Annotated in this window: 12 protein-coding genes; 2 read left to right on the top strand and 10 right to left on the bottom strand. The window is 65.9% G+C overall.

The window, feature by feature from the left end; translation table 11 throughout:
* Positions 1 to 57: 57 nt before the first annotated feature.
* The 5 genes from CDPAHKCJ_RS08175 to CDPAHKCJ_RS08155 all read right to left on the bottom strand — a co-directional run bounded on the left by CDPAHKCJ_RS08175 (position 58) and on the right by CDPAHKCJ_RS08155 (position 7425).
* Positions 58 to 1026, bottom strand: coding sequence for an alpha/beta fold hydrolase (locus CDPAHKCJ_RS08175; protein ID WP_166019363.1), 969 nt, complete (start codon positions 1024 to 1026; stop codon positions 58 to 60).
* A complete protein-coding gene (locus tag CDPAHKCJ_RS08170; protein ID WP_166019362.1) occupies positions 1023 to 1997 on the bottom strand; it encodes an alpha/beta hydrolase in 975 nt (324 codons plus the stop codon). The genes CDPAHKCJ_RS08175 and CDPAHKCJ_RS08170 overlap by 4 nt, the downstream gene beginning before the upstream one ends.
* A gap of 126 nt (positions 1998 to 2123) precedes the next feature.
* Positions 2124 to 3551 carry a DUF4340 domain-containing protein gene (locus CDPAHKCJ_RS08165; RefSeq protein ID WP_166019361.1) on the bottom strand — a complete coding sequence of 476 codons (1428 nt, stop codon included), beginning with the start codon at positions 3549 to 3551 and terminating at the stop codon, positions 2124 to 2126.
* Positions 3551 to 6238 (bottom strand): GldG family protein, encoded by a 2688-nt coding sequence (locus CDPAHKCJ_RS08160; protein WP_166019360.1) that lies wholly within the window; start codon positions 6236 to 6238, stop codon positions 3551 to 3553. The genes CDPAHKCJ_RS08165 and CDPAHKCJ_RS08160 overlap by 1 nt, the downstream gene beginning before the upstream one ends.
* Positions 6235 to 7425 carry an ABC transporter ATP-binding protein gene (locus CDPAHKCJ_RS08155; RefSeq protein WP_166019359.1) on the bottom strand — a complete coding sequence of 397 codons (1191 nt, stop codon included), beginning with the start codon at positions 7423 to 7425 and terminating at the stop codon, positions 6235 to 6237. The genes CDPAHKCJ_RS08160 and CDPAHKCJ_RS08155 overlap by 4 nt, the downstream gene beginning before the upstream one ends.
* A 579-nt stretch (positions 7426 to 8004) precedes the next feature.
* Here CDPAHKCJ_RS08155 and CDPAHKCJ_RS13470 point away from each other — a divergent pair.
* Together CDPAHKCJ_RS13470 and CDPAHKCJ_RS08150 are read left to right on the top strand one after the other, a co-directional pair.
* Positions 8005 to 8136 (top strand): hypothetical protein, encoded by a 132-nt coding sequence (locus tag CDPAHKCJ_RS13470; RefSeq protein ID WP_277343445.1) that lies wholly within the window; start codon positions 8005 to 8007, stop codon positions 8134 to 8136.
* Between the two features lie 129 nt (positions 8137 to 8265).
* Positions 8266 to 9216, top strand: coding sequence for an AEC family transporter (locus tag CDPAHKCJ_RS08150; RefSeq protein ID WP_166019358.1), 951 nt, complete (start codon positions 8266 to 8268; stop codon positions 9214 to 9216).
* Between the two features lie 135 nt (positions 9217 to 9351).
* Here CDPAHKCJ_RS08150 and sixA read toward each other — a convergent pair whose 3' ends face one another.
* From sixA to CDPAHKCJ_RS08125, 5 genes are all read right to left on the bottom strand, one after another.
* Positions 9352 to 9861 carry a phosphohistidine phosphatase SixA gene (sixA, locus tag CDPAHKCJ_RS08145; RefSeq protein ID WP_166019357.1) on the bottom strand — a complete coding sequence of 170 codons (510 nt, stop codon included), beginning with the start codon at positions 9859 to 9861 and terminating at the stop codon, positions 9352 to 9354.
* A 157-nt stretch (positions 9862 to 10018) separates the two neighbouring features.
* Positions 10019 to 11146 carry an NAD(P)H-dependent glycerol-3-phosphate dehydrogenase gene (locus CDPAHKCJ_RS08140; RefSeq protein ID WP_166019356.1) on the bottom strand — a complete coding sequence of 376 codons (1128 nt, stop codon included), beginning with the start codon at positions 11144 to 11146 and terminating at the stop codon, positions 10019 to 10021.
* A gap of 338 nt (positions 11147 to 11484) precedes the next feature.
* Positions 11485 to 12873: an NAD(P)(+) transhydrogenase (Re/Si-specific) subunit beta gene (locus tag CDPAHKCJ_RS08135; RefSeq protein ID WP_166019355.1), complete on the bottom strand. Its 1389-nt coding sequence runs from the start codon at positions 12871 to 12873 to the stop codon at positions 11485 to 11487.
* Entirely contained in the window at positions 12873 to 13199 is a 327-nt protein-coding gene (locus CDPAHKCJ_RS08130) for an NAD(P) transhydrogenase subunit alpha (RefSeq protein ID WP_166019354.1), read from the bottom strand. Before CDPAHKCJ_RS08130 ends, CDPAHKCJ_RS08135 begins: the two co-directional genes overlap by 1 nt.
* Positions 13196 to 14413: an NAD(P) transhydrogenase subunit alpha gene (locus CDPAHKCJ_RS08125; protein ID WP_205700817.1), complete on the bottom strand. Its 1218-nt coding sequence runs from the start codon at positions 14411 to 14413 to the stop codon at positions 13196 to 13198. The genes CDPAHKCJ_RS08130 and CDPAHKCJ_RS08125 overlap by 4 nt, the downstream gene beginning before the upstream one ends.
* Between the last annotated feature and the right edge of the window lie 71 nt (positions 14414 to 14484).

Raw genomic sequence — 14484 nt, 5'->3', positions numbered from 1 at the left:
GCATGTCTCCCGCTGCAGATGATGAAAGATGAACGGACGCGGCACGCGAGGCATCGCTCATTGCGAGCTGATCCACTCGACGATGGCATCGGCAACCGCCGCCACATGGGACGGCTCCAGATGCAGGTGGTGGCCACCCGGCAAGACACGACGCTCGAGCCTCTTCACGGCATCGCGCGCCTGCTGTGCCTCGTGCCTTATGGTCAGGATACCCTGCTCGCCCTCGATCAGCAGTACCGGTTGGGTCAACGCCGACAATAACGCCAGCACCTGCTCCGGGGTGTAGCGCATCAATGAAGGCCGCAGCAGGCGGCGGTCACTTCTCAGCCGCAGGCCACCGTCCTCCAGCACCTCGAGGTTTCGCTCGACGATCGGCCGCGCCGTGTCGGCATCGATCGGCGTGACGCCTCCCGCGACCCGCGCCGCCACGGCATCCTCGACATGACGATAATGGGCACGTCGCGTGGTGGCGCGTCTGACCGGCTGCGCGTGGCGTGCCAGCAAACCGCGGCGCAGCTGATCGACCACCTCCGAGGCTGGCGTAGCAAGTGCGCCGATGCCATCGATCAGCACCAGTCGCGCGATATATTCCGGCAGCGCCGCAGCTACCTGCCCCGCCACCGCCGCCCCCAGCGAGTGCGCCATCACCGTGACCGGCGCGCGCGGCAGCCCCGCGTCATACAGGCCTTCCAGCGCCTCGATCACATCGTGACAGTAATCCCACACCGCATAATCCCCATGCTCACCCAGCGGACTCGAGCGTCCGTGACCGACCATGTCGATGGCGATGAGACGAATGCCCAGCCGTTCACACAACAGCGGTGCCAAACGACTGAAACTGGCGGCATTGTCGAGCCAGCCATGCAGCGCCAGCCACGTCGGAGCCTGCTCCGCGTGCTCGGCAGGCGCCCACTCCAGGGCCGCCAGCTCTCCGCCCGTGCGTCGTGGGAAGCGGCGCTCACGCAGCGTAACGTTGGCGCTCACGGGCGTCTCGGCAATGTCCTGCACGGTTTGATCAGTGCTCATGATTGCCTCCCGGCCAGCAGACCTGGCGGCAGTACATTCGGCGGCGCGAGGTCCGCGATGGCCGCCAGCAGCGCGGCACGCGTCTCCTGTGGGTATTCAAAGGGGTACATATGTCCTCCCCGGACATGCTCCACCGTCAGCCCGGCGCGGCGCAGGCGTGCCTGACGCGCCGGCGTGAGCAGATCAGACTGGGCGCCGGCCAGAATCCTGACCGGCACCGCCAGCTTCGCCGGCGAACCTGACAGGTGATCGCTGAGGTGGCGGAAGATCTCGACCTCGTGACGGGTATCGAAGCTCAACGACAGGCTGCCATCCGCGTGACGATGGGTGGCGTTGTCGACGTAGTCGTCCAGCGCCTCTGGCGTGAAGTTGGCGAACAGCGAGCGACGGCGCAGGTAATCCTGCATGGCCTGACGGGAGTCCCAGCGCGCGCGACGCCCACGGGTGCGGCCTGCCGGCGTGACACGATCAATGAAGCCGAAGCGTTTGGCGACCTTCATGCCCAGCGCATCGCGGCCCAGCATCAACGGCGGGTCGAGCAGCACGAGGCAATGAAAGCGTTCCGGCTGCTTCAGCGCCGCCATGTAATTGACGATGCCTCCCAGTGAATGGCCGACCCCGATCACCTTGCGCCCGGTGCCGACCGCCGAGGGCAATGGCCCCAGCGCGGTATCCAGACACGCCAGCCACTCATCACGCAGCGAGATCAGATTGTTGCCGACCGGGTAGGCAGGGTCGTGCGCCAGTCGGTCCACCGGCAGCAGATTGAAATGCTCGGCCAGCGGCGCCAACAGGCTCTTGTAGCAGGCACCGGTGAAGCCATTGGCATGCGCGAAGGCCAGTACCGGGCGCTCGGTGTCGGCATCCAGGCCCGCCGGGTTAGCGTCGCCCTGCTTGGACAAGGCCTGTTCGGACAAGGCACGTTCGGACAAGGCCTGCCCGGACCGGGGTTGCCGTGAGGTGGCATTCATCGCAAGGTCTCCTTACCACGGGCCGCCGTCCCTGACGCGCCCAGACAAACGGTTGTTTAAATATAGTCAACAGCATGCCAGCCCCGCCCCATGGGCGCCACTCCTCCCTTTGGCCCATGCTGCATCTCACTCCCCTTCCATGCCCTTCGGCACCAGCGCATCGCCTGTTTCCGTACTCGGCTCGGCGACTTCCGCTCCCGCTTCAGGCAACGCCAATGCACGACTGACCGCCAGCGCCGCCTGAATCGCGCCAGCGGTGAGCTCAACGGGTTCGTCTTGCAACGCCCTCGCACCCAGCGCCAGCAGATGATCGCGCAGCGCACCATTGACCTGAATCTCGACGGCATTCAAGCGTGCGACCAGTTCAGGTGGCCATCCCTTGCCGGAGAGCGTCAGCCGCGCCCAGGGCTTGCTGCCCGCCGCGATGGCCAACACCAGCTGGGTGCGATCCTTGAGCTGCTCATGCTGACGGTAATAGAGCGAGGGGCGCGACCAGTTGAGGGTCAGCGTCACGGCGGGCTGCCAGCCACCCTGCGGGGCTGCGCCGCTCTCGACGACGTTCTCATCGCCGCTTTCAGGCGTGGAGTCACGGGGGCGCAGGTCATTCTGGGTCAGCGGCGACAGCGCAGCGAGAATCTCATGGGCAGCGTCGCTGTCAGGTGCCAGGCCTCGCACCAGCGGCGCTTGCGGTACTGACGCGTCTCGGGCAGAAGCCGAAAGAGCAGACGCCGCCAGCGAGATGTCCATGCGACTCAGCGGCTTGTACACCGCAGCGTCACTGCGTAGCTCGGTGACGTCCAGCACCTCGCTGGGCGCCATGCCGCCGCGCCAATCCGGCAACCCGATATCGCGTGACAGCTCCCAGACCGGCGCGCCACTCGCGCCACTTACGCCACTTACGCCATTCACACCAGCCATGGCGGGGGAACCTTTCACGTCCAAGGGCGACGGCACCCACCGCACGTAACGCCCCGCCAACTCGACACTGCCCGCACCGCTCAGCTGTGTTGCCGCCGCGGGCCTGGCGCCCAGTTGCAGACTCACCTGAGCGCCATTGCCCTTCACGCTCAGCAGCGGTGACTGCGCGCTGAAGCCCAGCGCTTCAAGTGCCTTGTCCGTGGCCGGCTTGCGCGTGCGCAATCGTGCCTCGCCCAGCTGACTCACCAGCGCCTCCACCTTGCCCTGGCGGGCAGGCCAGCCGGCCAATGAGGTGATCTGCCAGTCGCCTGCCGGCCCACGCGCCAGACTCAACCAGTCCTGGCTGGCCTCTGCGCCACGTCGAATGCCGATATGCTGCGCCGAGGCGGCCACCTGCGACAGCAGCGGCAAGGGCTGCAAGACGCCTGACTGACCCGCGGCCTCGCTCGTCAGCGCCTGACTCATCAGCGACTCGCTCATCAGCACCTCTCTGGGCCACTGCACAGGGCCTGCCCCGTCCGTAACGGGGCCTGAGCGCAGCGATTCCAGCAGTGACGGCCCAGCGGCAAGCGCCGTCACCGCGGCCACGGAGACCAGCGCCGTCAGTGCCCATCCCGTCCGATTGAAGCGCCCCATCAATCACCTCCCGACTGGGTAGTATCGCTCGGCGTCGTCCGCGCAGGCTTGGCACCGGTAGAGCGAGCGCTGTGCTGTTCATTGCGCTGTCCATTACGCTGTCCATTACGTTCTGCGCTGCGCTTTCCGCTGGGCTGACCGTGGCCCGACAGACGCCCTGTCGACTGATAGCCCGCGCGACGGCTGGCACGATAGCGACGCCAGCAGATCAGCTCGCCGAGCAGGCTCAACGCCACCGGCAAGGCCAGCAGCGTCCATAGGCGCAGCTCGCGGCGCAGGGCATCACGCTCGGCATTCGCTTCACGCTGTTGACGTGACAGCGCTTCCTCGAAGTCATGCTGCATCGCCGCCAAGGCGTCGCTTTGCTGGGCGGCTTCGGCCTTGCCAGACACCGGCGTCGCACCGAGCGCACTCAGACGCGTCTGCCAGTCATTGCGCAGCCGTGTCTCCTCGGCGGCCTGACGATCGGCCAGTTGATGCAGACGCGTCAGCTCGCGCACCTGATGGGCACGCGCGCGCAAGGCGACCAGCTCGGGGCTGCCTGCCAGCAGGTCCACGGCATTTTCCAGCCAGCGCGCATTGGCATTGAGGGCCTGTTCGCTGCCATCCGCCGCCGTGCGCCGCCACAGACGGTCACTGGCCATGTCGACATCGCTGACCACCAGCAACTGGCCACCCTTGGCACCCGCTGTCGGCCATTGCGCCAGCACGGCCAGCCCGCCCGCCGGCGTTGTTTCCCCTGCCAGTCCCGACAGCGGACGCGGGTCCATGCGGCTGGCGTGGACACGCGCCGCCGGAATCAGGCGCGCCTCATCACTGGCACGAATCAGCCACTGCAACGGCGCGTCTTGCGCTCCCGGGCCTTTCGATGATGCGTCTGCTGCATCAGGCAGCGGCGCCAACCAGCCAGCGCTGGACATCACCAGTTGCTCGACATTGAGGTTGAGCGCGGCGTCCGACAGCTGCGCGGCGCTTAGCCCGAGCAGCGTCGGACTCAAGGCACGCGTGCCATCCAGCAAGCCGATCGGCAAGGCCAGCTGCGCGTCCGCCACTACCTCACCCGCGCGTGATTCAAGCCCGGCGCGCGCCAGCAACCTCGTGAGCGCCTCGGAAGCCGGCGCCGGCTGATCGAGCATTTCGGGCAGCGGGTCCACCAGCATCAACACCCGGCCGCCACGCTCGAGATAGGTCGTGATGGCCTCCAGCGTCTTGACCGGCAACAGCCGCGGCGCGATCACCAGCAAAGCATCCTGATCGGCGATCGGGCGCGCGGCATCATCACCGGCCGACAGCCAGTCGATGCGCAGGCGTGCATTGAGGTGCTCCATCAGGCCCCAGCTGCCCAGCGCCCTGCCCTGCTCCAGGCTGGGCTGGCCCATCACCGGCAAACTCGAGACGACTCCCAGGCGCGGCGGTTCGGTGCGCGAGACTTCCTGGATCTGGCGCGTCACCTGCGCTTCCAGCCCGCCGATATCCGCCGCCTTGAGCAGCGGGATGGCGCGGCGTTCGGCGTAGGGGCCATCCACCACCAACCCGAACAGCATCTCTTCGCCGCCCGGCAATGACAGCGCGGTCAGGCCCTGCGCTTCGAGATCCGCGAAGTCGGCACTGTCCGGCGCAGGGTCGACACGCTTGAGACGTATCTGCGGCTCACGCGCGAAGGCGGCCAGACGCGTCTCGATCCGTGTCGCCAGTTCACGCAGCTGCGGCAGATCGGCGGCGAAGCGTTCGCTGTAGGCGAAGGTCAGCGTCACCGGTGCCTCGAGGCCACCGAGCACCGCACGACTGGCGGTGCTCAGGCTGTGCTGACGCGAGGCGGTCAGATCATGTGCGCGAGTAAGCGGGTTGTGGCCGTCGGCCGTCAGCAGCGGCGGCAGGCGCACGCCGGCCAGCAATAGCGCGGTGACCACAGCCGCCAGCGCCGTCGTGACCAGCCACTGTGGCGCCTGCTTGCGCGCATGGCGCTCCTGACTGAGGCCGCGCGCCTGCAGCACCAGCCCGGCCAGGGTCAGCAGCAGGAAGTAGCTGGCATCGAGCCAGGTCGGTCGGCCTTCGCTGAAAGGCGTCAGATGCGCCGGCAAGCTGATCAGATCGAGCAGCTGCACCCAGTGCGGTGCCAGATGCTGAGCCAGCTGGCTCGTCACCGCGGGTGTGCCCGGCAGCATCAGCGCCAGGCCCAGTACCAGCGCCCCGAGCCACGCCGACAGCGCAGAAGGCGCGCGCACCGCCAGCGCCTGACCGAGACTGGCCAGCGCCATCACCAGCAGCGCCATGCCCAGATAGCCGCTGAGCATCAGGCCGAGATCCGGCGTGCCGAGCCAATGGATCAGCACCACCAGTGGCGCCGTCATCGCAAGTCCCAGCCAGCCCAGCACGCTGGCACTGATCAGGCGTGCACTGGCCAGGCGCCATGACCCCAGCCCGAGGCCGGACAGCCATTCGAGCAGGCCGTTGGCACGCTCTTCCGGCCAGCCGCGCAGGGCCAGCAGCGGCGTCCACAGCACCAGCAGCCAGGGCAACACCTGCCACAGCGAGCCCAGGTCGGCGCGATCACGTGCCAGCAGATCGCCCACCTCGAAGGCCCCCAGCGGGGCCAGCACCGCCATCACCACCAGCAGCGACCAGCTGGCGCCCTGTGTCAGTGCCTGATGCAGGTCACGGCGGACCAATGCGAGAACGGCCCTCATGACGACACCTCCTGATCTGCGCGCGGTGTCTGCTTGCGCATCGGCAGCGGCGAGGGCTGCTGTGCCATGCGCGTCACCAGCTGGCGGAACGCGACCTCGATATCGCCCCGTTCGTGGACGCATTCATCAAGGCGGATTTCCATGTAGCTGCACCAGCGTGCCAGCGCGGGCCGCGGGTCCTGGTGGAGACGCCCCGCCAGGCGCAGCACGGCACCGGTCGAGACCACCAGCGGCGACTTGTCACGCGCCATGGCATCGCCGGGCTTGACGGGCGTGATGGCCGCCACGCCCGGCAGACGCGAGACACTGGCCAGCTCGCGCTCGCTCAGGGCCCGGCTCAGCGTCACTCGCCAAACCGGCAGGCTGGAACTCGCCCCATACCCCGCGCCATAGCGCGAACGGCTGCCGCCCAGAATGCCTTCGCTGACGGAGGTCGCGGCCAGCGCCTCCGGCGTGTCATCGAAGCCCAGCTGGCCATTGGCCATGACCAGCACGCGATCACAGATGCGAGGCACTTCCTCCAGCAGATGGGTGGAAACGATGATCAGTCGCTCGCGCCCCAGCTCGCGTATGAAGGCGCGCACGCTGTCCTTCTGCAGCGGGTCCAGCCCATCGGTGGGCTCATCGAGCAGCAGGATGTCCGGATCATGGGTCAACGCCATCGCCAGCGCCACGCGACGACGATAGCCTTTGGATAACACAGCGCACAATTGATTGGCGAAAGGCGTGATATCCAGGCGATCCATCAATGCCGCAAGGCGATCATTACGCACCTTGCGCGATAACCCATGCAGACCCGCGACGCACTCGAGGCTCTCGCGCACCGTCAGCTGCGGCCACAGGGGCGCGCCCTCCGGCAGATAGCCGATGCGTCGCTTGAGACGATTGAGTTGGCGCTGACTGGCGCGACCATCGAAGGCTTCGCCTTCCAGCTCCAGCTGACCCTGGGTCGCAGCGAGCGTGCCCGCCAGCATGCGCAGACTGGTGGTCTTGCCGGCGCCATTGGGACCCAGCAGACCGATGACCTCGCCACGCGAGGCCGTGAAGGTCAGTCCTGTGACTGCCTGTTGCTCACCGAATTGACGTCCGAGCCCACGACTGACCAACAACGCTGGAGAGGAGGACGGCTCGGCAGACGCGCCCGCGGGAGCTGCCGCAGAACGAGCTGCCGCAGAGCGGGTTGCCACAGAACGAGTCGCAGCAGAGGGCGTCGCGGCAGAAGATGACGCAGAGGTCGTGTATGGGTCCTGCAAGATACCCGCTCCTTGTACTTTTCTTGATAGGGGCAATGCGTTGCCGGGGCTGATGATTCCGGCAGGTGATCATGAGGCCGGAAGATGATCGGGGCTCCGGCAGATAACCGTGACAGATGACAATGCAGCGCACAGGGTAAGCGGACAGCCTGCGCTCGCCAAGCAGGAGTGCGCGCGCAGTCGCCACTCGCGCGGTTATGGCGTCTATTCCGCCCTTTGCCGGCCCTCAAGGCGTATCGCGGTGCCTGTCTTCTCGATCATCACGCCCACACGCGCCCCTAGTTGGCAGCATTCGCACAGCAGAACCTGATACCAGAGCTGAACCACTAGCCCAGAGCTGAACGACTATCCCTAAGTCTAAGGAAAGCCTGATATGCTGGGCGGATGACAGGCACGCGCTGTTGCCAGAGCGCCTTGCTGGCCGGCGGTCTGCCTGCCAGAGACTTCACACGTTGAGCCTTCATTCGCACATTCGCTGAGCCAACATTTCACCTTGCTGGACAGGACCCCTCGATGCCCAAGCATGACAAGCAGCCCGCTACCTCCTCGCCGTCTTCCAGGCCGCGCCGCGATACCCGCCTGCGCAACGGCCTGTTCTGGACCTTGCTGGCAGCGGCCTTGATCACGGGCTTCTGGCTGGCCTGAGCCAGGCCAACGCGGCAATTCGAAACGGGCCGCCGCAGTCGCGCGACGTACATCAGGCGCTGACCAGAAGCCTCACCAGACAGACCGCAACACTCACAGGACAAGGGCGGAAATGAGCGAGACTACTTCATGAACGACATGCTGGCGCTGTTCGTCGCGACCCTGAACGTCACCGTTCCGGTCTTCGCGATGGTATTTCTGGGCCTGGGCCTCAAACGCCTCGGCTGGATCGATGACACCTTCATCGGCACCGCCTCATCGCTGGTGTTCAAGGGCACCATGCCGGCGCTGGTCTTCCTCTCCATCGTGCGTGCGGACCTGGATCACGCCCTGCGTCCGGGCATGCTGACCTACTTCGCGCTGGCGACACTGGGCACCTTCCTGCTGCTGTGGGGTTGGGCGATCCTGCGCGTGCCGAGAACGGAGCGCGGCGAGGTGGTACAGGGCTCGTTTCGTGGCAACTGCGCCATCGTCGGGCTGGCACTGGCCGCCAATCTCTATGGCGATCTCGGCCTCTCTATGGGCGGCATCCTGATGGGCGTCGTCATCCTGTCCTACAACATGTTGTCGGTGGTGGTGCTGTCGAGCTATCTCGGCGATGGCCGCACCAGCTGGAGTGGCATCGCGCGCGGCATCATCACCAACCCGTTGATTCTCGGCGTGCTGGCCGCCCTGCCCTTCGCGGCCTTCAGCTGGCAGTTGCCCGAGTGGCTGGAGACCTCCGGCGACTACTTCGCGCGCATGACGCTGCCGCTGGCGTTGATCTGCATCGGCGGCACTCTGTCGATGCGCTCACTGCGTGAAGGCCGCAAGCTGGCCATCAGTGCCAGCCTGATGAAGATGATCAGCGTGCCGCTGCTGGCGACCACCGTCGCCGTGCTGCTGGGCTTTCGCGGCACCGAACTCGGGGTGCTGTTCCTGTTCTTCGCCTCACCGACGGCGGCGGCTAGCTTCGTGATGGTGCGGGCGATGGGCGGCAATGACCGTCTGGCCGCCAATATCATCGCCATCAGCACCCTGATGGCGGGCATCACGATCACGGCAGGCATCTTCGTGCTCAAGCTGAGCGGCCTGGTCTAGCAACAGCGGTCTGATCAAGCAGCAGCGCTCTGAGCCAGAAGACGGCACGCCACGCAAACACGCCCCAACGAAACGCCCCCGCCAGTGCAGACTGGCGGGGGCGTTTCGTTGCGGTGCATGACAGCGGTGCGTGACTTAGGTCAGTTCCGCCGGGCTCACGAACTGGTGAAGATCCGCCAGGCCAGCAGCCCAGACATCGGCGTCCAGCCAGGCGAGGCTTGCGGTGGCAAAGGCTAGCTGGGTGCTGCCGGGGCCATCGACCAGGGCGCTGGCCAGATTCGAGACCAGCGGATTGTGGCTGATGATCAACCAGTCGCGCGGCTCACGCCCTTCAGAGGTAGGCGGCACATGGGTCTGCAGCCAGTCGAGCACCGGCGTCAGCGGGTCGTCCGGGGTGATGATCTCGAGCGTGGTCTGCTGCTCACCACTCAGCTCCAGCGCCGAGGAGATTTCCTGAGCGGTCTGCTGGGCGCGGGTGAACGGACTGACGACCAGCGTCAGACGCGCACGACGCTCGGCGGGCAGCTGATGGGCCAACCAGCAACCGATGCGGCGCGCCTCTTCGCGGCCATGTTCGCTCAATTCGCGGCTGGGGTCCGGCGTGCCGGCCTGGGCCTCACCGTGACGCATGATCAGTACACTCATGACATTCTCCTGAAAAGATGACTGCCGCAGCGCAAGCGCTTCATGACTCGCTCTGTCGCTGCGGCCGATGACCAGGGACTCGCCAACCGGAGCGTTGCACGAGCCAGACAAGGGGATGGCGAGACAGGCTCCATCACCCGCTACCTGCTATGAGTCCTCAGGAGCCGTCGGGTTCCAACTGCCGCGCCTGCTGCACCGACTCACGCGACAGCACGAATTCCACATCGCTGGATTGCTCACCGCCCATCAGCGCGCGGGCCATGTGATGCGGATCGACATTCTCGAACAGCACCTTGGCCATGCCACTGACCAGCGGCATGTAAATGCCCAGCCGTTCGGATTCATCCTGCACCAATCGCACGGTGTTGACACCCTCGGCGACCTGCCCCAGCACCTCGACCGCCTGGTCGAGTGTGCGCCCTTCTCCCAGCGCGTAGCCGACCCGATAGTTGCGTGACAACGGCGAGGAGCAGGTCACGATCAGATCGCCCACGCCGGCAAGGCCGAGGAAGGTCATCGGATTGGCGCCCTTGGCCACGGCGAAGCGACTCATCTCGGCCAGCGCGCGGGTCATCAGCATGGCGCGGGTGTTCTCGCCCATGCCAAGGGCCGCGGCCATGCCGGCCGCAATGGCGTAGATGTTCTTCAGCGCCCCGCCCAGCTCGACACCGTAGCGGTCATTGCTGGCGTAGACACGGAAATAGTCGCAGCCGAAGGCCGTCTGCACGCGAGCGCGGGTGTAGGCGTCGTCGGAGGCGATCACCGTGGCCGTCAGCTGCCGCTGGGCGATCTCGGCCGCCAGATTGGGGCCAGACAGCACGCCGATATGCGTGAAGCCGGTTTCCTGCTCCAGCACCTCGCTCATCAGGGTGAAGCCTTCGCTCTCGATGCCCTTGGTGGTAGCCACCAGAATCTGCCCGTCACGCAGGTGAGCGCGCGCCTGGCGGACCACCGTGCGGAAGGCCTTGGAGGGAATCGCCACGCAGACCAGCTCGGCCTCGGCCAGTGCATCGGCCATGTCGGTGGTAGCACGCACCGAAGCATTGATCTCGAAGCCCGGCAGATAGCCGGAATTGCGGTGTCGGGTGTTGACCTCCTCGGCCTGGCTGGCATCACGCATCCACTGGGTGACGCTGGCACCGTTGTCGGCGGCAATCGAGGCGATCGCGGTCCCGAAGCTGCCGCCACCCAGCACGCAGACATTGAGTCCCACCGCCTGAGGGGTCGTTTCGCTTACCTCGCGATCACGAATGGCCCGACGAGGTGAAGGGGTAGTGGCAGACATGCTGACTCCTTGGATGACGATGTGCTCAGTGAATGGCAGGCATTGTACTCATAGTTTGTCAGAGAATGCTGAACGAGAGATGTCCGCGCAGACCTCGTGGCCAACGCAGGGGGCTGCGCCCGCGTGACGCGACTGCCATGCGCGCCTCGCGCGCAACCGACCGACATGAGTCATCGACCGGTCTTTACAATTGATCTGCATCAACAAGCGACCTGCATGAACTCTCGATGTATACAAAAAAAACCGGCAATTCCTGCCCCCTGAGGCGCAGAAATTGCCGGTCTGTTCAGCACTGGCGTGATGGCGGCAGACTTGCCCCATCACGCCGAGGCGTCAGATCACAGCGTCTTGAGGGCCGTGATCATGTCGCCGACCACCTTCTGACCATCGCCATACACCATGCGCGCGTGGTCAAGATAGAAGAGGTGATTCTCGACCCCGGAGAAGCCGGAGCCCTGACCGCGCTTGATCACCAGTACATTGCGTGACTGGTCGGCATTGAGGATCGGCATGCCGTACAGCGGGCTTGAGGCGTCATTCTTGGCGACCGGATTGACCACGTCATTGGCACCGATGACCAGCGTCACGTCGGTAGTCTCGAAGTCGTTGTTGATCTCATCCAGGTCCGCGATCATGTCGTAGGGCACGCCGGCTTCCGCCAGCAGCACGTTCATGTGACCCGGCATGCGACCGGCGACCGGGTGGATCGCGAAGCGCACTTCGACGCCACGCTCACCCAGCAGCTCGACCATCTCCCAGACCTTGTGCTGCGCCTGCGCCACGGCCATGCCGTAGCCCGGCACGATGATGACGCGCTCGGCGAAGGCCAGCTGCACGGCGGCGTCCATCGGATCGGAAGCCTTCATGCTGCCCTCGATCTCGCCCTGCTCGACACCGGAGGCGCCCCCGAACTGCTTGAACAGCACGTTGCGGATCGGGCGATTCATGGCCTTGGCCATCAGCTGGGTCAGCAGCGTACCGGCCGCTCCGACGACAGTACCGGCGATGATCATCGCGGCATTGCCGAGCACGAAGCCTTCCATCGCCACCGCAAGGCCGGTCAGCGCATTGAACAGCGAGATGATCACCGGCATGTCGGCGCCACCGATGGGCAGTGCCAGCATCGCACCGAACAGCAACGCGAGCGCGAAGAACACCAGCACCAGCGAGCTTGAAGGCTCCACCGCCGCGATCACGATGCCCAGATAGACCGTCAGGCCCAGCACGATCATGTTGATCAACTGCTGACTCGGGAAGTTGAACGTCTTCTTGAGGCGCCCATCCAGCTTGGCCCAGGCCACGATGGAACCAGAGAAGGCCACCGCACCGATCATCGCCCCGAGTACACCCAGCCACAGCGCCAGCGAGCCGTGCTGCTCGATCAGCGCCGGGTTGTCGCTCATGCGCATCAGCTCGACCGCGGCGATCGCCGCTGCCGCACCGCCGCCCATGCCATTGTAGATGGCGATCATCTGCGGCATGTCGGTCATCTCGACCTTGTTGCCGGAATACCAGGCGATGCCGCCACCGATCACGATGGCCAGCAGCATCAGGCCATAACGGCCATCAATCTGCGGATGCAGGAAGGTCAGCAGCGTGGCCACGACCATCGCGATACCGGCCCAATGGATGCCGCTGCGTGCCGTGGAAGGATGTGACATGCGCTTGAGGCCGAGGATGAAGACCACCGCCGCCGCGAAATACCCTGTTTCGACCAGCCAGTTCATCAGCGAGCCTCCTTGTCGTTGATGCCATTGGCAGCGCCCTTGCTGCGATCACTGGTCTTGAACATTTCCAGCATGCGTTCGGTGACCACATAGCCGCCGACGGCGTTGCCCGCCCCCAGCAGCACGGCGATGAAGCCGATGAACTGCTGCATGCCGGTCTCGGCCTGACCGAGGGCGATCATCGCGCCCACCAGCACGATGCCGTGGATGAAGTTGGAACCGGACATCAGCGGAGTGTGCAGAATCACCGGCACGCGCGAGATGACCTCGTAGCCGACGAAGGCCGCCAGCATCAGGATGTATACGGCAGAAAGTCCTTCGATCATGCGGCGTCCTCCGCGCGAGCGCGTACGTCATCGTGGGTGATGCGGCCGCCATCGGTCAGACGCATCGGGCCGAGCACCGCATCCTCGAAGTCCAGCGTCAGTTCGCCATCCTTCATGAAGGGGGTCAGCAGGTTGAAGAGGTTCTTGGCGTACATCTCACTGGCATTGACCGCCAGGCTCGAGGCCATGTCCAACGGACCGAGTACCGTGACACCGGCGTGCTCGACACGCTTGCCGGGCTCGGTCAGTTCACAGTTGCCACCGCCTTCGGCGGCGAGATCGACCAGCACGGCGCCAGGCTTCATGCCCTCGACCATCTCGCGGCTGATGATGCGCGGTGACGGACGCCCCGGAATCGCGGCGGTGGAGATCACCACATGCGCATCGCCCATGTGACGTGCCAGCGCCTCGGCCTGCTGGGCGCGCTCGTCATCGGTCAGCTCGCGGGCGTAGCCGCCCTCGCCGGAGGCATCGACGCCGGTATCGATCATCTTGGCGCCCAGCGACTCGACCTGCTCACGCGCGGCGGCGCGGATGTCATAGGCCCACACCTGCGCGCCGAGACGCTTGGCGGTGGCGATGGCCTGCAGCCCCGCGACACCGGCACCGACCACCACGACACGCGCCGGACGCACGGTCCCGGCGGCAGTCGTCAGCATCGGGAAGAACACCGAGGACTCATTGGCCGCGAGCAGCGCGGCGTGATAGCCCGCGACACCCGCCTGCGAGGACAGGGCGTCCATGCTCTGGGCGCGCGAGATACGCGGCACGAATTCCATGCACAGGCTGGTCAGCCCCTGGCTGGCAAGCTTGGTGATGAGCTGCGGGTTCTGGTACGGCGTCATCAATGCCACCACCACCGCGCCCTCACGGAACTCGCTGATCTGTGACTCGCTGGGCGTGCGCACGCACAGCACGAGATCCGCCGCGGCACGCGCCGCCGTGATATCGGCCTCGGCGACGACCGCCACCCCGGCCTGGGCGGCGTAGGCCGCATCGTCGAAGTGCGCGTGGCGTCCGGCACCGCTCTCCACGTGCACGATGGCATCGCGGGTGTCACTGACGCTGCTGTCCAGATGACGCGCGAGCTTGCCGGCCGTCACCGGGTCCAGCGCGACGCGGCATTCCCCGCGCGCCAGTGTGCTGCTCACGCCCTCGTCGGGTGTCACCAGGTCCGGTGCACGCATCTCGCGCACGACTAGAATATTCAGCATCGCGCACCTCGTTTCACGTCCGTGTTCATGCCTGAGGCTGCCAGCCTTGAAAGGTTCATGGCGTCGTTCCT

The organism is Cobetia sp. MB87, from assembly GCF_011319755.1.
Lineage (GTDB): Bacteria > Pseudomonadota > Gammaproteobacteria > Pseudomonadales > Halomonadaceae > Cobetia.
This window is presented reverse-complemented; position numbering and strand designations above follow the sequence as displayed.